This is a genomic window from Burkholderia sp. RF2-non_BP3 (assembly GCF_001522185.1).
GTDB classification, from domain to species: domain Bacteria; phylum Pseudomonadota; class Gammaproteobacteria; order Burkholderiales; family Burkholderiaceae; genus Burkholderia; species Burkholderia diffusa.
This window is the reverse complement of sequence record NZ_LOSU01000024.1, coordinates 183,780-206,036: the sequence shown is the minus strand read 5'-3', so window position 1 is coordinate 206,036 and position 22,257 is coordinate 183,780. Positions and strand designations below refer to the sequence as shown.

At 68.3% G+C, this 22,257-nt stretch carries 20 protein-coding genes and 1 riboswitch; of the genes, 3 read left to right on the top strand and 17 right to left on the bottom strand.

Annotated elements, in window-relative coordinates:
- Positions 1-201 precede the first annotated feature (201 nt).
- Entirely contained in the window at positions 202-861 is a 660-nt protein-coding gene (locus WS45_RS10240) for a HugZ family pyridoxamine 5'-phosphate oxidase (RefSeq protein WP_059699674.1), read from the bottom strand.
- A gap of 274 nt (positions 862-1,135) precedes the next feature.
- Between WS45_RS10240 and WS45_RS10235 the strand changes: the two genes are divergently transcribed.
- Positions 1,136-2,350 carry an MFS transporter gene (locus tag WS45_RS10235; protein WP_059699671.1) on the top strand — a complete coding sequence of 405 codons (1,215 nt, stop codon included), beginning with the start codon at positions 1,136-1,138 and terminating at the stop codon, positions 2,348-2,350.
- Positions 2,351-2,451: 101 nt separating this feature from the next.
- On the opposite strand, the gene WS45_RS10230 is transcribed toward WS45_RS10235, so the two are convergent.
- A complete protein-coding gene (locus tag WS45_RS10230) occupies positions 2,452-3,594 on the bottom strand; it encodes a branched-chain amino acid ABC transporter substrate-binding protein (RefSeq protein ID WP_059533457.1) in 1,143 nt (380 codons plus the stop codon).
- Between the two features lie 420 nt (positions 3,595-4,014).
- Positions 4,015-5,094, bottom strand: a complete 1,080-nt coding sequence (locus WS45_RS10225) for an NAD(P)H-dependent flavin oxidoreductase (protein WP_059699670.1) — start codon at positions 5,092-5,094, stop codon at positions 4,015-4,017.
- A 269-nt stretch (positions 5,095-5,363) separates the two neighbouring features.
- Between WS45_RS10225 and WS45_RS10220 the strand changes: the two genes are divergently transcribed.
- Together WS45_RS10220 and WS45_RS10215 are read left to right on the top strand one after the other, a co-directional pair.
- On the top strand, positions 5,364-6,056 hold the full coding sequence (locus WS45_RS10220) for a dienelactone hydrolase family protein (RefSeq protein WP_059699668.1): 693 nt from the start codon (positions 5,364-5,366) through the stop codon (positions 6,054-6,056).
- An 81-nt stretch (positions 6,057-6,137) separates the two neighbouring features.
- Complete coding sequence (locus tag WS45_RS10215; protein ID WP_059699665.1) at positions 6,138-7,616, top strand: amidase; 1,479 nt, start codon at positions 6,138-6,140, stop codon at positions 7,614-7,616.
- Positions 7,617-7,701: 85 nt separating this feature from the next.
- Here the strand turns inward: WS45_RS10215 and metF are convergent, their stop codons facing one another.
- From metF to cheY, 14 genes are all read right to left on the bottom strand, one after another.
- Positions 7,702-8,532, bottom strand: coding sequence for a methylenetetrahydrofolate reductase [NAD(P)H] (metF, locus tag WS45_RS10210; RefSeq protein WP_059699664.1), 831 nt, complete (start codon positions 8,530-8,532; stop codon positions 7,702-7,704).
- A 24-nt stretch (positions 8,533-8,556) separates the two neighbouring features.
- Entirely contained in the window at positions 8,557-8,910 is a 354-nt protein-coding gene (locus WS45_RS10205; RefSeq protein WP_006477367.1) for a phage holin family protein, read from the bottom strand.
- A gap of 151 nt (positions 8,911-9,061) precedes the next feature.
- A complete protein-coding gene (gene ahcY / locus WS45_RS10200) occupies positions 9,062-10,480 on the bottom strand; it encodes an adenosylhomocysteinase (RefSeq protein WP_059533465.1) in 1,419 nt (472 codons plus the stop codon).
- 34 nt (positions 10,481-10,514) lie between these two features.
- Positions 10,515-10,631: riboswitch (S-adenosyl-L-homocysteine riboswitch) on the bottom strand.
- A gap of 91 nt (positions 10,632-10,722) precedes the next feature.
- Positions 10,723-11,457: an RNA polymerase sigma factor FliA gene (locus WS45_RS10195; protein WP_059452641.1), complete on the bottom strand. Its 735-nt coding sequence runs from the start codon at positions 11,455-11,457 to the stop codon at positions 10,723-10,725.
- Between the two features lie 22 nt (positions 11,458-11,479).
- On the bottom strand, positions 11,480-12,289 hold the full coding sequence (locus tag WS45_RS10190) for a MinD/ParA family ATP-binding protein (protein WP_059691539.1): 810 nt from the start codon (positions 12,287-12,289) through the stop codon (positions 11,480-11,482).
- Positions 12,282-14,033, bottom strand: coding sequence for a flagellar biosynthesis protein FlhF (gene flhF / locus WS45_RS10185; protein ID WP_059699662.1), 1,752 nt, complete (start codon positions 14,031-14,033; stop codon positions 12,282-12,284). Before flhF ends, WS45_RS10190 begins: the two co-directional genes overlap by 8 nt.
- Complete coding sequence (flhA, locus tag WS45_RS10180) at positions 14,030-16,132, bottom strand: flagellar biosynthesis protein FlhA (RefSeq protein WP_059533471.1); 2,103 nt, start codon at positions 16,130-16,132, stop codon at positions 14,030-14,032. Before flhA ends, flhF begins: the two co-directional genes overlap by 4 nt.
- Positions 16,129-17,328: a flagellar biosynthesis protein FlhB gene (flhB, locus tag WS45_RS10175; RefSeq protein WP_059699659.1), complete on the bottom strand. Its 1,200-nt coding sequence runs from the start codon at positions 17,326-17,328 to the stop codon at positions 16,129-16,131. Before flhB ends, flhA begins: the two co-directional genes overlap by 4 nt.
- A gap of 304 nt (positions 17,329-17,632) precedes the next feature.
- On the bottom strand, positions 17,633-18,166 hold the full coding sequence (locus WS45_RS10170; RefSeq protein ID WP_257140329.1) for a DUF805 domain-containing protein: 534 nt from the start codon (positions 18,164-18,166) through the stop codon (positions 17,633-17,635).
- A gap of 234 nt (positions 18,167-18,400) precedes the next feature.
- Complete coding sequence (locus WS45_RS10165; RefSeq protein WP_059699655.1) at positions 18,401-18,898, bottom strand: VOC family protein; 498 nt, start codon at positions 18,896-18,898, stop codon at positions 18,401-18,403.
- Between the two features lie 165 nt (positions 18,899-19,063).
- Complete coding sequence (locus WS45_RS10160; protein ID WP_059533478.1) at positions 19,064-20,314, bottom strand: DUF3443 domain-containing protein; 1,251 nt, start codon at positions 20,312-20,314, stop codon at positions 19,064-19,066.
- 16 nt (positions 20,315-20,330) lie between these two features.
- Positions 20,331-20,834, bottom strand: a complete 504-nt coding sequence (locus tag WS45_RS10155) for a DUF2844 domain-containing protein (RefSeq protein WP_059505484.1) — start codon at positions 20,832-20,834, stop codon at positions 20,331-20,333.
- 279 nt (positions 20,835-21,113) lie between these two features.
- Complete coding sequence (gene cheZ, locus WS45_RS10150) at positions 21,114-21,845, bottom strand: protein phosphatase CheZ (protein ID WP_059533481.1); 732 nt, start codon at positions 21,843-21,845, stop codon at positions 21,114-21,116.
- Between the two features lies 1 nt (position 21,846).
- Positions 21,847-22,242, bottom strand: coding sequence for a chemotaxis response regulator CheY (gene cheY, locus WS45_RS10145; protein ID WP_006754880.1), 396 nt, complete (start codon positions 22,240-22,242; stop codon positions 21,847-21,849).
- Positions 22,243-22,257 lie beyond the last annotated feature (15 nt).

The following is a 22,257-nucleotide window of genomic DNA, read 5'->3' as shown; positions in this document are numbered from 1 at the left end:
ACATGTCATTTTGACCGGCTGCGGCCTTTTCTCAAGTTTTCACGCGCTTGCATAGAGATTAGGACATTACTCATCGGGTAATCGGCCTATCAATATACGCAATTACCCTGCATGCGGAAAAATCAAAGCTTTCATCCGACGACAAGTTCGGGAAAATCGTACGGCGCGAGGCGCTATTCAGACATCTCCGTATCCGCGGCGTCACGTCACATCCCGTGCGCAGGCAATCAACCGTTCGCGCAACGCACCGGCGTCGCCCGGCACCGAATCGAAGGGCGTGCGCACGCGGCGGCCGTCGCAGCGCCAGTCGGCGCCGTGGCGATCGACGCCGAGCAGGTCGAGCCCGTCGCGGCGCGCATCGCTCGAGTCGTACGCATCCCACAACGCCCGTTCGTCGTCGAACCCGAGCGGCGGCAGCGCATCGAGGCCGGCGCCGTCCACCCAGCCCATCCGGCCGAATCCGCCGATGTAGCGCAGCCGCTCGATGTCGAGCGCCCAGAACGTGAAGTCGCCGAGCGCGAGGTAGCGTCCGGCATCGGGCTCGTAGCGCGTGTAGCGCGCGGCGACATGCGGATCGTCGCCGAGCGGCACGAAGCGACCGAGCAGCGTTGCGCGCTCGGCGTTCAGCACGTCGCCGTCCGGCGCGTCGACGACGAGGAATCCCGCGCGCGGATCCGCGATGAGGTTGCGCGTGTGTTCGGCAAGGCCGCTCACGAGAATCACCGGGCGATGACGTGCATCGGGCGCGAACGGCACGACCGTCGGATAAGGAAAGCCCTGCGGGTCGCGCGCGTGGGTCGCGAGCGTGCCGAGCGCGCAGCGGTGCAGCAGGTGCAGGGCAAGGGCGGGATCGATGTTCACGGTGACTCCTGCTGTCGAAAAGCCTGGGCGGCAACGGTGGCGATGACGCGCCGCACTGGAACGCTTCGGGCACGCCGCCTGCGCACCGATGTTACTCGCGGCGGCGTCCCGCCGGGCATCCGCCGAATGGCCAACGCGGCCCGCGCAAGCGGCGCGCGCCGAAGCGTGATCGGCCGAACGGCCAGCGCGCCGGCAAGACCGTAAGCGGTTCGATAGAATCGGACCCATCCGACGGGCGCGACGCGCCCGCGCATCGTCCATTCACGAGCGCTCCGTGTCCGAAACCTCCTCCCGATCCTCGCCCGACTTCGCCGCGCCGCCCGACGCGCATCGCCTGCTGGCCTTGCCGGTCCGCCAGCGTGCACGAACGGCCACGATGGCTCTCTTCTTCATCGCCGGCATGATGTACGCGTCGTGGGGCGTGCACGTGCCGACCGTGCGCGACAAGTTCGCGTTGAGCCCGGGGCTGCTGTCGATCGCGCTGTTCGCGGTCGCGGGCGGCTCGATCGCCGCGATGCTGACGATCGCGCGCTGGATCGCGCGCGTCGGCTCGCGCACCGCGTGCCTCGCGGGCGGGCTCGTGATGTCCGCATGCGCGGCGCTGATCCTCGTCGTGCCCGACTACTGGATGCTGCTCGTCGTGCTCGCGCTGTTCGGCTTCTCGATGGCGACGCTCGACGTCGCGATGAACGCGGAGGCGAGCGCGGTCGAGATCGCGCTCGGCAAGCCGATCATGTCGTCGCTGCACGGGATGTTCAGCATCGGCGGGATGTCGGGGGCGGCGGCCGGCGGCGCGCTGCTGTCGGCCGGCATGGCGCCGGCCGTGCATCTCGCGCTCGCGGCGGCCGTCGGCGCGGCGGTGCTGCTCGTCGCGAGCCCGGCCGTGCTGCCGCACGTGCCGCATCACGAGCACGCGCACGGCGGCGGCAATCGCTGGCGCTCGCCCGCGCTGTGGATGCTGGGCGGCATCGCGCTGATCGCGCTGATCGCCGAAGGTGCGATGTACGACTGGGCGACGGTCTACATGCGCGACGTCGTCGCGGCGAGCCCCGCGCTCGCGAGCGCGGCCTATGCAGCATTCTCCGGCGGGATGGCGGTCGCGCGATTCGCGGGCGACGCGGTGCGCGCGCGTTTCGGCGCGCCGCAGCTCGTGTTCGCGAGCGCGTCGCTCGCGTGCGCCGGGATGATCGGCGCTTTGCTGCTGCCGAACCCGATCGCCGTGCTGACGGACTTCACGCTGATGGGCCTCGGCCTCGCGAACATGATGCCCGTGCTGTTCGCCGCCGCCGCGCGCGTGAAAGGCATCCACGCGGCCGAAGGGCTCGCGCACGTGGCCGGGCTCGCGTATTTCGGACTGCTGTTCGGTCCGGTCGTGATCGGCGCGGTCGCGCAGGCCGTGAATCTGACCGTCGGCCTGTCGGTCGTCGCGCTGTGTGCGGCGCTCGTCGCGGCCGTCGCGCCGAAGGTGCTCGCGCACCTGAAGATCTGACCGCGCGGCGGGCCCGCCACCCGCTGCGGATTCGCCAAAAAGAAAGCGCGCCTGCGTTGCCGCAGGCGCGCCTTTACCCCTTCTGTCGGCCGCTTTTCAGCTTACATCTTCACTTCGTCGAGCAGCGACTTCTTGCCGTTCTTGTAGTTGTACAGCGAGATCACGCCGTGCTGCAGGTCGCCCTTCGAGTCGAAGGTCGTCGTGCCGATCACGCCCGAGTAGTTCGTCGCCGGCATCGCCGCGAGAATCTTCGCCGGATCCGTCGAGTTCGAACGCTTCATCGCATCGACGATGATGTACACGGCGTCGTACGTGAACGGTGCGTAGATCTGGATCGGCTGGCCGAAGCGCTTCTCGTACTTCGCCTTGAACGCCCCGCCGCCCGCCATCTTCTCGAGCGAAGCACCGGCTTCCGAGCACACGACGTTGTCGGTCGCGTCGCCGGCCAGGTCGGCCAGCTTTTCCGTGCACACGCCGTCGCCCGCGAAGATCTTCGCGCGCAGGCCGAGCTGCTTCGCCTGTTTCGCGAACGGGCCGCCGGTGGCGTCCATGCCGCCGTACATGATCGCGTCCGGATTCTCGCCCTTGATCTTGGTCAGAATCGCGCGGAAGTCGACCGCCTTGTCGTTCGTCGCGTCGTGCGACATCACCTTCAGGCCGAGCGCCTTCGCCTTCTTCTCGAACTCGTTCGCGAGACCCTGGCCGTATGCGGTCGAATCGTCGACCACCGCGACGCTCTTGATGCCCTTCGAATGCGCGTAGTTCGCGAGTGCCGGGCCCTGCTGCGCATCGGTCGCCACCACGCGATACGTGGTCTTGAAGCCTTGCTGCGTGTAAGCCGGGTTGGTCGCCGACGGCGAGATCTGCACGATGCCCGCATCGCTGTAGATCTTCGAAGCCGGGATCGACGTGCCCGAGTTCAGGTGGCCGACCACCGCGACGACCTTGTCGTCGACGAGCTTCTGCGCAACCTGCGTGGCCTGGCGCGGGTCGGCCGCGTCATCCTGCGGGTCGAGTTGCAGCGTGATCTTCTGGCCGCCGACCGTGAGACCCTTGGCGTTGATCTCCTCGACTGCGAGACGCGCGCCGTTTTCGTTGTCCTTGCCCAGGTGTGCAATACCGCCCGTCAAGGGCGCGACGTGGCCGATCTTGACGACTTGATCGGCGGCCGCGTTGCTTGCAGCTGCAGCGCACAGCATCGCCGCTGCGGTGATCGGCAACAGCTTTTGCATCTTGATATTCATGTAAGTCTCCAGTTTCGGTCCCAATAAACGCCATCGCCCGGTGCCCCGCTGCCATCCCTGTGTTTGCATTCACTGGACGATTCGCCGGTTGCATCGTTCATGCACTTGGCCTCAAGCACGTAGGGAAACAGCCGCTTGTAGCGGCCGCCCGCCCGTACTTGCGCGCAAGTGTAGGTGATCAAATTAATTTGTGGGACTTTTTTGGGGTAGTGGTAACACTACCGATATGGGCGCTTTGGAATGAATGCTCGAATATCGCCGCGAGCCCCACCGGATAAGGGTTTCCGCTAATCTCGGACGGCCGGATGAAAGGTTGATTCAAAGCATTCCCGCGTCATTTCGATTCGGTATTTTGTGCGCGGGATCATTGAATGAAACGCGCGTGACAACACGCGCTTTTCTCGCTTCGATACGAGCCGGTCAGCCGGCCGTTGCGCGCCATTCGGCGTCGAGCGCGTCGACGAGTTGCGACGTCGTGAGCGCGGCCGCGCGCCGTCGCGCGAGCGGCGCGCCCTGCCCGGCCCACAGCGACAGGTAGTCGCCGTCGTTCGCGCGCGCGGCGGCCTGGCGCAGCGGCTGGGTCAGCGCGTTCTGCACCGGATACGGCGCGACGTCGGCCACGCGTTCGCCGAGCCGCGTCATCAGCGTATTGCGCAATCCGCGCGCATGGCGGCCCGTGATCGCGCGCGTGACCTGCGTCGACGTATCGGCGCTCGCGAGCAGTCGCGCTTTCCAGTCCGCCGCGATCGCGCTTTCCGCACACGTCAGGAACGCGGTGCCGAGCTGCGCGCCCTGCGCGCCGAGCGCGAGCGCGGCGGCGATCCCCCGGCCGTCCATGATGCCGCCCGCGGCGAGCACGGGCAGGCCGGTCGCATCGACGAGCTGCGGCACCAGCGCGAGCGTGCCGATCAGCGCATCGTCGGCCGAGCCGATGAAGGTCCCGCGATGGCCGCCCGCTTCGGCGCCCTGCGCGGACAGCGCGTCGGCGCCGGCCGCCTGCCACGCGCGCCCTTCGGCGACGTGCGTCGCGGTGCCGATCACGTAGGTGCCGGCGGCCTTCAGGCGCGCGACGTCGGCCGCGTCGAGCACGCCGAACGTGAAGCTCGCGACCGGCACGCGCAATGCGACGAGCGCGTCGAATTGCGCGCGGAAGTCGGGCGCGTAGCGCGCGGGCGCGGTGCCCGGCGGCAGCCCGAGCGTCGCGTTCAACGGCTCGATCGCGCCGAGCGCGCGTGCGACGGTCGCCGCGTCGGGCGCGGCCTCGGGCAACACGAACAGGTTCACGGCGAACGGACGCGCGGTCGCCGCGCGAATCGCGACGACTTCGGTCGCGAGACGATCCGGCTCGAACGCGCCGGCGCCGAGACTGCCGAGCGCGCCGGCATTGGATGCGGCCGCGACCATCGCGGCCGTGGTCGCGCCGACCATCGGCGCCTGCACGAGCGGCAGGCGCAGGCCGAAGCGTTCGGAAAACGGAGTGGAAAATGCACGGGCTGGCATGGCGAATCCTTCGATGACGATGTGCGAAAGCGCTTTGTAAAGGCCGATACGTCGACTCTATCGAAGCGGCGCAGCGCCGAAAAATGAATAATCGAGATCGAAACGATCGCTGCGCGAGAAGCAGGTCCGAGACGCGGATTCGACACGCGTGCACACCCGGCAGGCGCGCCGCTTGCGCGCTGCAGCGCCACGGGATTGGTGGCACACTAGGCCGCCTTTTTTCCATCCGCGGTGCGCATGTCGCGCGCCCGTTCGCCAGGAGTTCCAACGTGACTGCCCAATGGATCGACATCCCGACCGGTAACGACAGCTTCGGCGGCTATCTCGCGCTGCCCAAGCGCGGCGAGGGCCCCGCCGTCATCATCATCCAGGAGATCTTCGGCGTGAACGCGCACATCCGCGCGGTCGCCGACCAATACGCGGCCGACGGCTTCGTCGCGCTCGCGCCGGACGTGTTCTGGCGCACGCAGCCGCGCGTCGAGCTGACCTACGAAGGCGCCGATCGCGACAAGGGCATCGAACTGATGAAGAAGACCGACGTCGGTCTCGCGATCGCGGACATCGGCGCGGCCGCCGACGCGTTGCGCGCGCGCCCCGAAGCCGCCGGCAAGGTCGCCGCGATCGGCTACTGCTTCGGCGGCCAGCTCGCGTATCGCGCGGCCGCGGCCGGCAAGGTCGATGCGGCGGTCGCCTATTACGGCGGCGGCATCCAGAATGCGCTCGACCTCGCCGGCAAGATCACGCAGCCGATCCTGTTCCACTACGCGGAGAACGACCACGGAATCCCGCTCGACGCCGTCGAGCAGGTGAAGGCCGCGTTCGCGGGCCGCCACAACGCGTCGTTCCATTTGTATCCGGGCGCCGAACACGGCTTCAACTGCACCGATCGCGCGTCGTACAACCAGCGCGCGTCGGCGCTCGCGCACGGCCGCACGCTGACGTTCCTCGCCGAGCACGCGTAACGGCGGCCGGCAGCGGGCCCGGCGCGTCGGGCCCGCGTTATCCTCCTTTCATCGCCACGGGTCACAACGGGGGTGACTGCGATGCACTCGGACTATCTCGCGCATGACGCGCTCGGCCTCGCCGCACTCGTGCGCGAGCGCAAGGCGAGCCCGCGCGAACTGCTGGACGCCGCGATCGGCCAGGCCGAAGCGGTGAACGGCGCGATCAACGCGATCGTGCTGCAGGACTACGACGATGCGCGCAAGCGGGCGGAATCGGCCGTCGATACCGGCACCGATGCGCCGTTCGCGGGCGTCCCGTATCTCGTCAAGGATCTCGGTGCGGCGGTCGCCGGGCTGCCGTTGTCGATGGGCAGCCGCCACTATCGCTACTTCGTCCCCGCCGACGATTCGCCGGTGATCGCGCGCAGCCGCGCGGCGGGGCTCAACGTGTTCGGCAAGACCAACACGTCGGAAATCGGCCAGATGCCATACACCGAACCCGAACTGTTCGGCGCGTGCCGCAATCCGTGGAACCTCGATCACACGCCCGGCGGCTCGAGCGGCGGCGCGGCCGCGGCCGTCGCGGCCGGCATCGTGCCGCTCGCGCATGCGTCGGACGGCGGCGGCTCGATCCGGATTCCGGCGTCGTGCTGCGGGCTGTTCGGGCTGAAGCCGAGCCGCAATCCGGTGCTGGTCGACTCGCCGTCGAACGGCGAGCTGGTGGTTCAGCATGCGGTGTCGCGCAGCGTGCGCGACAGCGCGCTGCTGCTCGACGTGACGACCGGCCAGACGCTGCCGCCCGGCGCGCCCGGTACCTTGCTGGGCGAGCTCGACACGCCGCCCGGTCCGCTGCGGATCGGCCTCGTCGTCGACCCGATGCTCGCGCCGGCGCTTTCCGACGACACGCGCGCGGCGCTCGACGACGCGGCCGCGCTCGTCGAATCGCTCGGCCATCACGTCGAGCCGGCGACGCTGAACATCGACTACGCACGCGCGGCCGAAACCTTTCTCACGCTGTGGGCGACGATCGCCGAGGAGATGGTGCTGGGCGCACGCGCGCTGACCGGGCGCACGCCGAAGCGCGCGGAGTTCGAACCGGCGACATGGGCGATGGCCGTCGTCGGCAGGCGCATCGCCCGCGCGCGCCTGCCGGACGTGCTCGAATGGCAGCGCCAGCTCACCGTGCAGGTCTCGGGCCTCGTGTCGCGCTACGACGCGATCCTGTGCGCGACCCTCGCGGGGCCGCCGGTCAAGATCGGCGAGCTGCAGCCGACGCCGCTCGAAGCCGCGCAGATGAAGCTGCTCGGCGCGCTGCCGGTGAAACCGCTGCTGCGGGAAATGCTCGCGAAGGCATCGGAAAAGGCGTTCGCGTGGGCCGGCTGCACCGAGCTGTTCAACCTGACGGGCCAGCCGGCGATGTCGGTGCCGCTCTACTGGAACGCGCGCGGCCTGCCGATCGGCGTGCAGTTCGTCGCGCGTCACACCGACGAGGCGTTGCTGCTGCGGCTCGCGCGGCAGCTCGAACAGGCGCGGCCGTGGTTCGACCGGCGTCCGCCGCTGATGCAGGCGCAGCGCTGACGCCAGCGCCGTCGGCCGTCGGTGAAAAAAAAGCCCCGCCGGTTTTGCCGGCGAGGCTTTTGCGCATGCAACCGCGCGATGACGCTTACATCGCGAGCCGTTCGCAGATCGTCCGCGTCGCGGTCGCCGCGTTCAGCGTATAGAAGTGCAGACCCGGCACGCCCGCGTCGATCAGGCGCTGGCACAGGCTCGTGACGACGTCCGCGCCGAACGCACGGATCGCGTCGCGATCGTCGCCGAAGCTCTCGAGCCGGCGCGCGACCCAGCGCGGCACTTCCGCGCCGCACATTTCCGAGAAGCGCATCAGCTGCGAGAAGTTCGTGATCGGCATGATGCCCGGCACGATCGGCACGTCCACACCCAGCTTGCGCGCATCGTCGACGAAGCGGAAATACGCGTCGGCGTTGAAGAAATACTGCGTGATCGCGGAATTCGCGCCGGCTTTCACCTTGCGCGCGAAGTTTTCGAGATCGGCCTTCGGCGAGCGCGATTGCGGGTGGTATTCCGGATAGCCGGCGACTTCGATGTGGAACCAGTCGCCATGCTCGGCGCGGATGAAGCTGACGAGCTCGGACGCATAGCGCAGCTCGCCGACCTCGCCCATCCCCGACGGCAGATCGCCGCGCAGCGCGACGATATGCCGGATGCCGTGCGAGCGGTACTGGTCGAGGATCGCGCGCAGGTTGTCGCGCGACGAGCCGATGCACGACAGGTGCGGCGCGGCCTCGAGGCCGTCCTTCTGCATGTCGAGCACGGTATCGAGCGTGCCCTGCTGCGTCGAGCCGCCGGCGCCGAACGTCACGGAGACGAATTTCGGCTTCAGCGGCAGCAGCTGCGCACGCGTCGCGCGCAGCTTTTCGACGCCGTCCGCCGTCTTCGGCGGGAAGAATTCAAACGAGAGTTCGATCGATTTCATGATTCGCAAGAATGGGCGCGGCCGTCAGCCGATGTCGCGCTGCCCGAAGATCAGCGCGGACAGCAGCCACGACACGATGCTGTACAGGATCGAACCGAAGAACGCCGACCAGAAACCCGACACCTCGAACCCCTTCAGCAGCGACGACGCGAACCAGAAGCACAGCGCGTTCACGACGAGGATGAACACCCCGAGCGTGACGATCGTGACCGGCAGCGTCAGCAGGATCAGCACCGGACGGATCACCGTGTTGATCAGGCCGAGCACGACCGCGATGATCAGCGCGGTGCCGAAGCTCTTGATGTGGATCGACGGCACGAGGTACGTGATGATCAGCAGCGCGAGGGCGTTGATGACCCAGGTGAGGATGACGCTCATGGAGGGCTCCGGTTCGGTTGTCGATCTGGTCGGTCAGTGGCCGCCGCCGGCCGCCGCACGTGCCCGCGCGGCGGCGGACACGGCGCGGCGGCCGGCGGTCCGGCACCGTGCCGCGCGCCGCGCATGAACGCGGCGCGGCGGCGGCGGTGCATCAGTAGCGGTAGTGGTTCGGCTTGAACGGGCCGTCCTTCTGCACGCCGATGTACGAAGCCTGCTCGTCCGACAGCACGGACAGGTTCGCGCCGATGCGCGCGAGGTGCAGGCGCGCGACCTTTTCATCGAGATGCTTCGGCAGCACGTACACCTTGTTCTCGTACTGTTCGCCGCGCGTGAAGAGTTCGATCTGCGCGAGCGTCTGGTTCGCGAACGAGTTCGACATCACGAACGACGGGTGGCCGGTCGCGCAGCCGAGGTTCACGAGGCGGCCTTCGGCCAGCAGGATCACGCGCTTGCCGTCCGGGAAGATGATGTGGTCGACCTGCGGCTTGATGTTTTCCCACTGATACTGGCGGGTCGACGCGACGTCGATTTCCGAGTCGAAGTGGCCGATGTTGCAGACGATCGCGTTGTGGCGCATCGCCTTCATGTGATCGTGGTTGATCACGTGGTAGTTGCCGGTCGCCGTCACGAAGATGTCGGCCTTGTCGGCCGCGTATTCCATCGTCACGACGCGGTAGCCTTCCATCGCCGCCTGCAGCGCGCAGATCGGATCGATTTCGGTGACCCACACGGTCGCGCCCAGGCCGCGCAGCGATTGCGCGCAGCCCTTGCCCACGTCGCCGTAGCCCGCGACGACCGCGACCTTGCCCGCGATCATCACGTCGGTCGCGCGCTTGATGCCGTCGACGAGCGACTCGCGGCAGCCGTACAGGTTGTCGAACTTCGACTTCGTGACCGAATCGTTCACGTTGAACGCCGGGAACGGCAGGCGGCCGTCCTTTTCCATCTGGTACAGGCGGTGCACGCCGGTCGTGGTTTCTTCGGTCACGCCCTTGATGTGCGCGAGGCGCGTCGAGTACCAGGTCGGATCGGCGTCGAGGTGCTTCGCGATCGACTTGAAGAGCGCGACTTCTTCCTCGTTGGTCGGCTTCGCGATCACCGAACGGTCCTTCTCGGCCTTCGAGCCGAGGATCAGCAGCAGCGTTGCGTCGCCGCCGTCGTCCAGGATCATGTTCGCGAATTCGCCGTTCGGCCATTCGAAGATGCGGTGCGAGAATTCCCAGTATTCGTCGAGCGACTCGCCCTTGAACGCGAACACCGGCGTGCCGGCTTCGACGATCGCGGCAGCGGCGTGGTCCTGCGTCGAGAAGATGTTGCACGACGCCCAGCGGACATCGGCGCCGAGCGCCTTCAGCGTCTCGATCAGCACGCCGGTCTGGATCGTCATGTGCAGCGAACCTGCGATGCGCGCGCCCTTCAGCGGCTGCTGCGCCTTGTATTCGTCGCGGATCTGCACGAGGCCCGGCATTTCGGTCTCGGCGATGTTCAGCTCCTTGCGGCCCCAGCCGGCAAGCGCCATGTCGGCGACGATGTAATCCTTGGAAGCTTGCGAATCGATAATGGCGTTCATCACGCCCTCCTTTCTAAAAAAGTTCTAGAAATTGGTGACGTGAGCGCCGTTCAGGAAGCGGGGCCGGCGCGAATGTTGCCGCACGGCTGCTTGGTGAAGCTTTCCGAGCCTGGCGGACGCAGGATGGTCCGTCGCAACGCTCCTCGGAAAACGGGAGGGATTGTAGCAAATCGGCGCGGGAAATGCGCGCCGCGCGCCACGCACCGCGCGCGGCGTCGGCGCGCGCGGGCGTCATGAAAGGGTCAGTTCTCGGCGCCGACCCATGCCTGTTCGCGCAACCGCGCGCGCAGGCGCGCGACGGCCTGGCTGTGCAGCTGGCACACGCGCGACTCGCTGACCTCGAGCACCGCGCCGATCTCGCGCAGGTTCAGCCCGCGCTCGTAGTACAGCGACATCAGCAGTTTCTCGCGCTCGGGCAGCCGCTCGATCGCCTCGACGAGCGCCTCGCGCAGATGTTCGTCGAGCAGCGACGACAACGGATCGGCGTGATCGACGCGATAGCGGTCGAGGAACGGTTCGTCGTCGGCCGCGCGATCGAAATCCTCGTAGTAGATGAGCTGGCTGCCGTGCAGGTCCTGCAGCATCCCTTGATATTCGTCGAGCGGCATCTTCAGGTGCTGCGCGATCTCGGTCTCGCTCGCGGAACGGCCGAGCTGCTGCTCGACCTGGTGCACCGCGTACTCGACCTCGCGCGACGTCTTGCGCAGGCTGCGCGGCAGCCAGTCGTTGCTGCGCAGCTCGTCGAGCATCGCGCCGCGGATGCGCTGGGTCGCGTAGGTCTCGAACTGCGCGCCCTGGTCTTCCTTGTAGCGGCCGGCCGCGTCCATCAGGCCGATCATGCCGGCCTGGATCAGGTCGTCGAGATCGACGCTCGCCGGCATCTTCGCGACGAGCTGCAGCCCCAGGCGCCGCACGAGCGGCGCGTATTGCGCCAGCACGTCGGCCTGGGTCATCTTTCCTTGAGCGTTGTACATCATGGCTCTCTCCTTCCGGTGGCGCTCACGCGGCGTGTGCCGCACCCGCCTCGTACGACGGCTTGCCGCCCGCATGCACGGCGCGGCCGGCGCCCGATCGCGGGCGCATCGGCCAGTACAGCAGGTCGGCGGCGATCTGCCGGTAATCGCGCGCGGCAACCGAGGACGGGAACGCGTCGACCGCGGTGTGCATCAGGTCGCGCGCATGCTCGACGAGCGGATCGGCGCTCACGCAGCCGGCGTCGGCGATCGACACCGTCAGGTAGCGGCTCGCGACGCCCGCGAGGTTGTCGAATGCGGTCCTGGCGTCGGCGTGGCTGCCGACGTGATTGGTCAGCACGCGGAACTGCGCGACCGCGTGCGCGAAATGCAGGCGCTTCATGCACGCATACGCCTCGGTGATCGCCTGCGCGGCGACCCGCGTGACGATCAGCACGTCGTGCGCCTCGCGCGCGAGCGGGGAGAACGTGCCGTCGGCACCGAGTTGCGCGTCGACCAGCACGATGTCGGCCTGGCCGTCGACGAAGTCGCTCAGTTGCGACTCGCTGTAGCCGTCCCGCGCGGCCGCGCACAGGCCGAACCCGGCGGCGACGCGCGTGCGTTCGCCGTCGCGCAGCCAGGCGCCCGCGAGCGTCGCCGTGGCCGAATGCACGTCGGCGCGCTCGTCGACGACGAGCACGTCCTTGCCGAGCGCGGTCAGCGCGGCCGCGACGTTCACGACGGTCGTCGTGCAGCCGACGCCCGCCGGCCCGCCCGTCACCGCGACGATGCGCGACGCGCGCCCGGCCAGCAGGCGCCGCAGCCCTTCGGCCTGATCGATGATCCGTTTATCCAAATCGCACCTCGTGCAGCTCGGCGGTGGAACGTGCGGTCAGTGCGGAAAGCAGCGTCGGCATGTCCTCGTCTTGCGGCACGAAGGGCGAGCCGTCGCGCGGCACACAGAACGCGCTCTTCAGCAGGAACCGGGTCGATGCGACGTACAGGTTTTCCGGCACTTTCTGGCCGGTCGACACGTAATGGACCGGCAGCTTGTAGCGGATCACCGTGTCGAGCACGCCGCCGAGGTGGGTCGCCTCGTCGAGCTTGGTCAGGATGCAGCCGGCGAGATCGGGATACTCGGCCGCGCTGCGGTAGGCCTGGACGACCTCGTTGAGCGTGTCGCCGTGGCTCGTCGCGTTGAGCAGCAGCAGGCGCTGCACCGGCGCGTTCGCGCCGTGCAGCATCGCGATCTGGTCGGACAGCGCGCGGTCGCGCTGGCTCATGCCGATCGTGTCGATCAGCACGATGTGCTTGTTGCGCAGCTCGGACAGCGCGAGCTCGAGATCGCCCGCATCCTTCACCGCGTGCACGGGCACGCCGAGGATCTTGCCGAAGATGCGCAGCTGCTCGTGGCCGCCGATCCGGTAGCTGTCGGTGGTCAGGAGCGCGACCTTGCTCGCGCCGAAGCGCATCACGCAGCGCGCGGCGAGCTTCGCCGTGGTGGTCGTCTTGCCGACGCCGGTCGGCCCCATCAGCGCGAACACGCCGCCGCGCTCCATCAGCGCGTCTTCGCTCTCGAGCACCGGCAGGTTCGCGGCGAGCACCGACTGCGCCCATTCGGCGGCCTGCTCGAAGGTTTGCGCGTCGTCGCCGGACGGCAGGTTGTCGACCAGCATGCGCACCAGTTGCGCGGAGAAGCCGGCCGAGAACAGGTGCCTGGTCAGCGCGCCGTGCACCGGGCTGCGGCGCTGGCGGTCGTGCCACATCAGGCTGTCGAACTGCTCTTCCATCATCCCGCGCATCGCGCCGAGCTCGTGCATCACCGTGTCGTTGACGATGCTCTCGATGCGCGTCTTCACCTCGTCGGCCACCGCGGCCGCCGCTTCCGCGGACAGGCGCGTGCGTTCGGCCGGCTTCGCGGTGCTCGCTTCGCTCTGGCGGGTCATCGGCGCGGCGGTCGACGGCATCCGGCGTTCGGCGTCGCGCACGATGTCGCGCGCCCAGCCGGCCGGCGTCGCGGACGTGGCGTCCTGCGGCGCGCGCGCCGGTGCCTGCGGCGCGGCCGGTGCCGCCTGTGCGCGGGCGATCAGCGCTTCGCGCTGCTGGGTCAGGCGCTTCGCGTGCTCGACGAGCCACGGCGCGGGTTCGGACGCTGCCGCCGGCGTGCCGGCGGCAGGCGCAGGCGCGACCGGCGCGTTCGATGCCGCGTCCATGCCGGCGTCGAAGGCGGCCGCTTCGGCTGCCGGCTTCGTCGCTTCGGCGCTCGCGCCGAACACCGACGAGAACACGTCCGGCAGGCCGCCTTCGCTCGCCGCATACGGATTGACGGCCGGGCGCGCGAGCGCGGCGCCCGGGCGCGACACGATGCCCGGGACGGCCGCGGCCGGCACGGATTCCGGCGCGCGCGGCGCGACGGTGCGCGCCCGGACGGCGGCAGGCGGCGTGACCGCGGCGAGATCCGAATCGGCGAGTGCGACGATTTCGACGCTGCCGTCATCGAGCGTGCGGTTCGACAGCACGACGGCGTCGGCGCCGAGTGCCTCGCGCACGAGGCGAAGCGCGTCGCGGCTGGTCGCGCCGGTGAATTTGCGAATGTTCAAGCGGAACCCCCGATGACGTTAACGACTTTGATCGTGCGCGTGTCCGGCACTTCGGCATACGACAGCACTTTCAGTTGCGGCAGGCTGCGGCGCAGGAAACGCGCGAGCATCGCGCGCAGCGCGTGCTGCACCAGCAGCACCGGCGGCAGCCCGAGATTCTGTTGACGCAGCATCGCCTGCTGCGTGCCGGTCAGAAGGTTGTGCGCGAGGCCGGGCTCGAGGCCCGGGTTCGCGCCGGTGGCGAGCGCCTGCGACAGCACGCGCTCGAGATTCGAATCGAGGCCCATCACCTGCATCTCGCCCGAGCCCGGATACCACTGCTGCGTGATCGCGCGGCCGAGCGACAGCCGCACCGCGGCGGTGATCTCGTACGCGTCGCCGCGGCCCGCGTGTTCGGACACGGCCTCGAGGATCGTGCGCATGTCGCGGATCGGCACGCCTTCCTCGAGCAGGTTCTGCAGCACTTTCTGCAGCGTCGTCAGCGAGATCGTCTTCGGCACGAGGTCCTCGACGAGCGACGGTGCATCCTTGCCGGTGCGCTCGACCAGCGCCTGCACTTCCTGGCGGCCGAGCAGTTCGGCCGCGTGCTGGACGACCAGATGGTTCAGGTGCGTCGCGACGACCGTGCTCGCATCGACGACCGTGTAGCCGTACACCTGCGCCTGCTCGCGCATCGCGACGTCGATCCACACGGCCGGCAGCCCGAATGCCGGATCCTGCGTCACGGCGCCCGGCAGCGCGGCCGTCACCTGGCCCGGGTTGATCGCGAGCCACTGGCCCGGGAACACTTCGCCCGCGCCGATCTCGACGCCCTTCAGCGCGATCCGGTATGCGTTCGGCCGCAGTTCGAGGTTGTCGCGGATGTGGATCACCGGCGGCAGGAAGCCGATCTCCTGCGCGAATTTCTTGCGGATGCTCTTGATGCGCTTGAGCAGTTCGCCGTCGCTGTTCTTGTCGACGAGCGGAATCAGCCGGTAGCCGACTTCGAGGCCGAGCGGATCGATCAGCTGCACGTCGTCCCAGGTCGCCTCGTGGCTGTCGCCCGGCAGCGCGGCGGGCGGTGCGATCTCGGTCACGTCGCCGGCCGCCACGCGGGCCGCCGCGCGGCGGACCTGCGTGCGGGCCAGCCAGATCGCGCCGCCGCCGAGCGCGAGGAACGCGAAGTGCGGCATGCCCGGGATCAGCCCCATCAGCACGATGATCGCGCCGGTGATGGTCAGCACGCGCGGGTTGGTGAACAGCTGGCCGGTGATCTGCGTGCCGATGTCCTCGTCGGTCGCGACGCGCGACACGATCACGCCGGCCGCCGTCGAGATCACGAGCGACGGGATCTGCGCGACGAGGCCGTCGCCGATCGTCAGCAGCGTGTAGTTGGTGCCGGCCGCCGCGAACGACATGTCATGCTGCACCATCCCGACGATCAGCCCGCCGATCACGTTGATCGCCATGATGATCAGGCCCGCGATCGCGTCGCCGCGCACGAACTTCGACGCGCCGTCCATCGAGCCGTAGAACTCGGCTTCCTGCGACACGGCGAGGCGCCGCTTGCGTGCCTGCTCTTCGTTGATGAGGCCCGCGTTCAAGTCGGCGTCGATCGCCATCTGCTTGCCGGGCATCGCGTCGAGCGTGAAGCGCGCGGACACTTCGGCGATCCGCCCCGCGCCCTTCGTGATCACCATGAAGTTGATGATCATCAGGATCACGAAGACAACGATGCCGACCGCGAAGTTGCCGCCGACGAGGAAGTGGCCGAACGCCTCGATCACCTGGCCGGCCGCGTCGGGGCCGGTGTGGCCCTCGAGCAGCACGACGCGCGTCGACGCGACGTTCAGCGACAGGCGCAACAGCGTCGAGAACAGCAGCACGCTCGGGAACGCCGCGAAGTCGAGCGGCTTCATCGTGTACATGCTGACGAGCAGCACCATCACCGACAGCGCGATGTTGAACGTGAACAGCAGATCCAGCAGCAGCGGCGGCAGCGGCAGGATCATCATCCCCAGGATCATGCAGATGAGGATCGGGCCCGCGAGCGCGCGCAGGTTGGTGCCGGCGAACGGATTCTGGCGTTTGGCGAACAGGCCGGTGGTCGGGGTGCTCATGCTGCGTTTCCTTGCTTGCCGAGCGTGTCTTCGGCTTCCTCACGCTCGTCGTCGGCCGATACCGACGACCCCTTGTCGAGATCGGCCGGCACGTCGAGATCGACCGGCGCGGCCGGGAAGGCGCCGCCTTCCGAGCGGAAGCGCCGCAGCTGGTAGACCCACGCGAGCACTTCGGCGACGGCCGAGTACAGCGAGCCGGGAATCTCGCGTTCGAGTTCGACGTTGTGATACAGCGCACGCGCGAGCGGCGGCGCTTCGAGCAGCGGCACGTTGTGCTCGGCCGCCAGCTCGCGGATGCGCGCGGCGACGAGGTTCACGCCCTTCGCGACGACCTTCGGCGCGCGCATCTCGCCGTCCGTGTACTGCAGCGCGACGGCGAAGTGCGTCGGGTTCGTGACGACCACGTCGGCCTTCGGCACGGCGGCCATCATCCGGCGCCGCGCGATCGCGCGCTGCTGCTGGCGGATGCGGCCCTTCACGTGCGGATCGCCTTCGTTCTCGCGATGCTCGCGCTTCACTTCTTCCTTCGTCATGCGCAACTTCTTGTTGTACTGCCAGATTTGGTAAGGCACATCGAGCGCGGCGACCACCAGCATCCCGGCGACCGTCGTGCCGCAGCACACGGCGACCAGGTGCATCGCATCGGCGAGCGCCGAGCCGAGCGGCTGGGTCGCGAGGCCGAGCAGCTCGTCCTTGCTGCGCCAGATCGCGATTCCGCCGATCCCGCCGACGACGAGCGTCTTCGCGAGCGACATCCCGAGCTGGATCGGCCCCTGGATCGAGAACATCCGGCCGAGGCCGGAAATCGGGTTCAGGCGGTCGAACTCGAGTTCGAAGGTTTTCTGCGAGATCAGCCAGCCGCCGAGCGCCATCGGCGCGAGCAGCGCGGCGAGGCCGGTGAGCGCGAGGATCGGCAGCAGCGCGGCGAGACCTTCGACGCTCGCGCTGCCGGCCGCCGACAGCATCCGGTGCGTGTCGAACGCGGTCGCGCGATCGAACGCGAACGCGCCGCGCAGCATCGTCTGGAGATGGGCGCCCGACGGACCCGCGAGCAGCCATGCGCCGTAGAACCCGGCCGCGAGCAGCGCGAACGAAGCCAGTTCGCGCGAACGCGCGACCTGCCCCTCCTCGCGCGCCTTCTCGCGGCGTCTCGGAGTGGCGGCTTCGGTTCTGTCGAGATCGCTCTCGTCTGCCACGGTGCCTCCAGTCGGGTACGGCGAAATGCCGCTTTCCAGTGACACCGATTATTCATGCGCACGTCAAACGCCGATCGGTCGAGCAAAGCCGGGAAAGGGGGGTATTTCGGGGAATCGGGCGAGCCGGTGCGGCGGGAGGTCGCGGGCAGGCGCGGCGCGCCGGGAGGCGGTGGAAACCGCGTTCGCGGGCGGGCGCGGTGAGGCGTGTGAGGGGATGAAGCGGGGAAGCGGGAGATCGAGGCGGCCGTGGAACGATCGTCGCCCGCCCCGACGCGACGGCGTCGCGCGTCGAGGCGGGCGGCGCTCAGATCGCCGGGATCGGATCCGAGCCGAAACGGTTCGGGCCGTTGGTGCCGCGCGAGCACATCCACACGAGCAGCAGGATCCCGCCGACGATCGGAATGAACGCGATCAGCAGGAACCAGCCGGAGCGGCCCGTATCGTGCAGGCGGCGGACGGTGACCGCGAGGCTCGGCAGCACCAGCGCGAGCGACACGACGGCCGCGACGATCATCAGCAACAGCGAAAGTGCGCTCGGGTCGCGCCCCGCCATGGTGATCACCTGGCAGACGATCGACACGACGCTGGTCAGCAACGCGAAATACCAGTATTCGGCACGGCGCGCGCGGCCCTCGAATTTCGCATATTGATTGAGTGCGGAACGAACGGCTTCGGTGAAATTCATTTTATTGCCCTCATGTTTTATATCGGCGACCCCGGAAACAACGCGGGCATTATAAGTTTGAATTTCCGGGCATTGCATCTCTTTTCGCATGCCGACCGGCTCGCACGCGGACTCCGGCAGAACTGGAGCGGCTTCAGCGGCGGCATGCCGCATCGCGCGCGGGCACGTCACGTCACGTCACGTCACGTCACGTCACGTCATTTTTATAATCGCGACGGCCCGGCATAAACGACGGCCAGATAATCCATGGCTTGATTACACCAGCATGAAACACGCCGCGATCGATAATCGAATCGATCGTTCGGCGCGCATTTACCGGCCGACCGGGAATATTGCCGAGCGTCACATACGCACGTCGGGAACGGCGCGTCCCGACCGGCGTTCGCGCTAACCCGCCGCCGCCTGCTCCAGCACTTGGAGATCGAGTTTCTTCATCTTCATCACCTGCGCCATCACGCGCTCGGCGCGTGCCGGATCGCCCGCCATCAGTTCGGCCATCTGCACGGGCACCACTTGCCACGACACGCCGAAGCGGTCGCGCAGCCAGCCGCACTGCTGCGCGCGCTCGTCGCCGCCGTCGGACAGGGCCCTCCAGTAGCGGTCGATCTCCTGCTGGTCGCGGCAGTTGACGACGAACGACACGGCCGGCGTGAGCGGAAACGCCGGGCCGCCGTTCAGCGCGAGGAACGCCTGCCCGTCCAGTTCGAACGACACCGTCATCACCGCGCCCTCGGCCTGCCCGGACGCCTGCGCACCGGACTTGCCGTAGCGGGCGACGTGCAGGATCCGCGCGTCGTCGAACACCGACACGTAGAAGCGGGCGGCCGCCTCGGCGTCGTGGTCGAACCACAGAAACGGCGTGATGCGTTGAATACGCTGGCTCATGGCGCTGTCTCCTCGATGTCGTGCCGGCACCGTTGCCGGTCTTATATCGTAGGCGCTGTGCCGGCACGGCGCGGCCGCCCGACGCGTAGTGCGTCGCCGCTGGCGAAGGCGAAAAAAAGGGGGCGATCGCTCGCCCCCTTTCCTGCCGCCGCCGTGCGTGCGCGATCAGAACGCGACGTAAGGCTGCGCGCCGCCGCTGCCGGTCCGGTCCATCCCGAAGTAGATCGTCTTGCCGTAGAAGTGCGGCATGCCGATGTCGAGCCAGCCGGCCGCGCCGAACGGGCCGGCGATGTCGTTGAACGCGAACGTCGACGAATTCGCGAACAGCGCATCGGCGTTCGCGACGGGCATCGACACGCCGCCCGACACACCGTTCTTGCCGGTCAGCGTCGCCGTATAGGTGGTCGTCGACGACGGGCAGTAGAACTGCGTGTTGGTCGAGCAGGCCTTCTGCGTCGAATCGTTGAAGAAGTACGCGTTCGAGCCCGTATCGAAGAACGCGGTCACGTTTCCGCCGAGGAACGTCGCATCGACGTCGCCCGTCGTCGTCGACGTCAGCACCGTCGACGCCCCGAGCGCGTTGTTGCTCTGCGTATTGATCCCGAACGTCAGCAGGCCCGTCGCGCTGCCCTGCCCGCTGCTCGAGATGTTCGGCATCTGCACGATCACGCCGTTGTTGTCGGTCGCGAAGCGATGGACCGGATTGGCCACCTGCTGCGCAACCGGCACCAGCGCCACCGCGCAGCTCGAATTGCCGTTCGGGCACGCGTAGTAGTTGTTGGACGTCGCCGATGTCGACGTCGCGCAGCTCGTGCCGCAATCGACCGGCGCCGGCCCGATGCCGAGGATGCCGTTCGCGCCGAGGTCGCCGGCGGTGTTGGCCGACGTTCGGGCGCCGTTGTTCGAGCATGAACCCGGCACGTTGCTCGTGCCGAGATCGCCGATGATCTGCACCGGCAGCGAGCCCGCCTGCTCGGTGCCGATCGACAGGTCGACGGTGCGCACCGAGCCCCACGTGAAGCTCGACACGAACTTGCCGCACTCGGCCACGGGCGCGCCGCCGCTCGTCGTCTGCGGCAGGTTGTTCAACACGCCCGACGACAGCGCGCTGCTGACCAGCCGCAGCCCGTACGACGCCGTATCGACGAGGACGTTGTTGACCACCTGGCAGTTCGTCGTGCCCGGCACGCAGATCTTCACGTTGACGGTCGGGATGTTGATCACGTGCGCGACGCCGGTGCCGACCGTGATCACCGCCGTGTTCGCGGTATTGCCGTCGGATACGTTGGAGCCGCCGTTGTTGCCGCTGCTCCCGCCGTTGTCGTCGCCGCCGCCGCAGGCGGTCACGAGCATGGCCGTCGCGGCCGCGACGCTCAGCAGGCCGAGCCAGCGCTTGAAGGTACGAGGAATTCGCAAGATCGCTCTCCCGCTGTCACTGGATGTCGTTGCCGGTCAGCCCGGCGGGCAGCGCCGTCGGCAGCCATGCCTGGCCCGCGAAGGCGCCCATGTGGCCGCCGGTGCGGATCACGAGGCCGCTCGTATCGACGGACACGGGCGCGCGCCAGCCGCGCGCCGCATGCGCGACCTGGACGCCGGCGGTGTACTGCGGGAAATAGCTGCCGAGCAGCGACTCGAGGTCCGGCATGCTCGGCCCGCGCCAGGCGAGGCCGAACACGGTGCCGGCCGCGCTCGTGTATTCGTGGATGACGGTGCCCGATCCGAGCGTGATCTCGCGGACGGTGTAGGCGGCCGCGTTCGCCTGCGCGCCGTCGGCGGAGCGCATCGCGCGCTGCAGCGCGCGCACCGTGGCGGCGCGATCGTCCGCCGGCGGCGACATCGGCGCGCCGCCCAGTTCGGCCTGTGCGTGGACGGCCCACAGCACACCCATTGCGGCCGTCGCATGCGCGGCGGCCCAGCCCAAGCGTTTCAGCTTCACGTTCCCCCCCAAGGGACTGGCTTCGTTGCCGGCGGTGCCATCGTCAGGCGCGGCGCCGCGGGCCAACAAATGAAAGTCTTAAGAATGACGCTTCGTTGCTGCTGACGCGTAGTATGCCTGCGGAGTGTGTCGCAGTGTCAAATCAACGTTGCATGACGCAACGCAACATGACGTGCGGCACGACCCGCGCGCGGGAGCGCGTCGTGACGAGCACGGGGGAAAGCCATGCGCACCGGGCCGCGCCACGATCGGGCGCGGCGCCGATGCGCCGGGACAGCATCAGAAGCCGAGACTCGCGAGCAGGTCGTCGACCTGCGCTTGGTCCTGCACGACGTCGGACTTGCCTTCCGGCGCGATCTGCGGCCCGTTCAGCAGCGACTCGGGGCTGCCGGTCGCGCTGATCTGCTCGGCCGCGAGCGCGGCCGCGGTCGCCGCGAACTGCTCGCGCCGCTCGGGTGCGATGTTCTCGACGAGCACCGTGAGCAGCTGCTGCTCGATCAGGTAGACCATGTCCATGATCTTCTTGATCACCTGCCCGGTCAGGTCCTGGAAATCCTGCGCGAGCATGATCTCGAGCAGCTGCGCGCTGGTCGCCGACGCCGCCTCCGGCAACGCGCGCAGGAACGTGCGCGTGTCGTCCATCAGCTCGCGCACTTCCGCGTGCTCGATCGGCGCCGCATACCACTGCGCCCAGCGCGCATCGAGCGCCTCGGCCTCGTTCTGGATGCGCTCCTGCATCGGCTTCGCGACCTCGATCGCGTTCAGCACGCGCTCGGCCGCCTGCTCGGTCATCGTCGCGACGTAGCGCAGCCGGTCGCGCGCATCGGGCACGGCTTCCGCCGCGCGCTCGACATGCTTGTCGAGGCCGAGCTCGCGCATCGAATCGCGCAGCGTGCGCGTGACGTGGCCGATGCGCGCGAGGATCCGGTCGCTCGCGTAATCGGCGCCTTCGGCGTGGCCGTCGGCGTTGACTGCCGCGCCGGCGAGCGCCGCGTGGATCGGCTCGTTCACGTCAGCTCCCGGCCTTGGCCATCTTGTCGATGATCTTGTTCAGCTTCTCGTCGAGCGTCGCGGCCGTGAACGGCTTCACGACGTAGCCGCTCGCGCCCGCCTGCGCGGCCGCGATGATGTTCTCCTTCTTCGACTCGGCCGTGACCATCAGCACCGGCAGGTGCGTGAGCGTCGCGTCCGCGCGGATTTCCTTCAGCATCGCGAGGCCGTCGAGGTTCGGCATGTTCCAGTCGGAGATCACGAAGTCGAAGCCGCCGCCGCGCAGCCGCGCGAGGCCGGCCGCGCCGTCCTCGGCTTCGTCGACGTTCGTGTAGCCCAGTTCCTTGAGCAGGTTGCGGACGATCCTGCGCATCGTCGGGAAATCGTCCACCACCAGGATTTTCATGCTCTTGTCCATCGTCGTTCCTTTGCA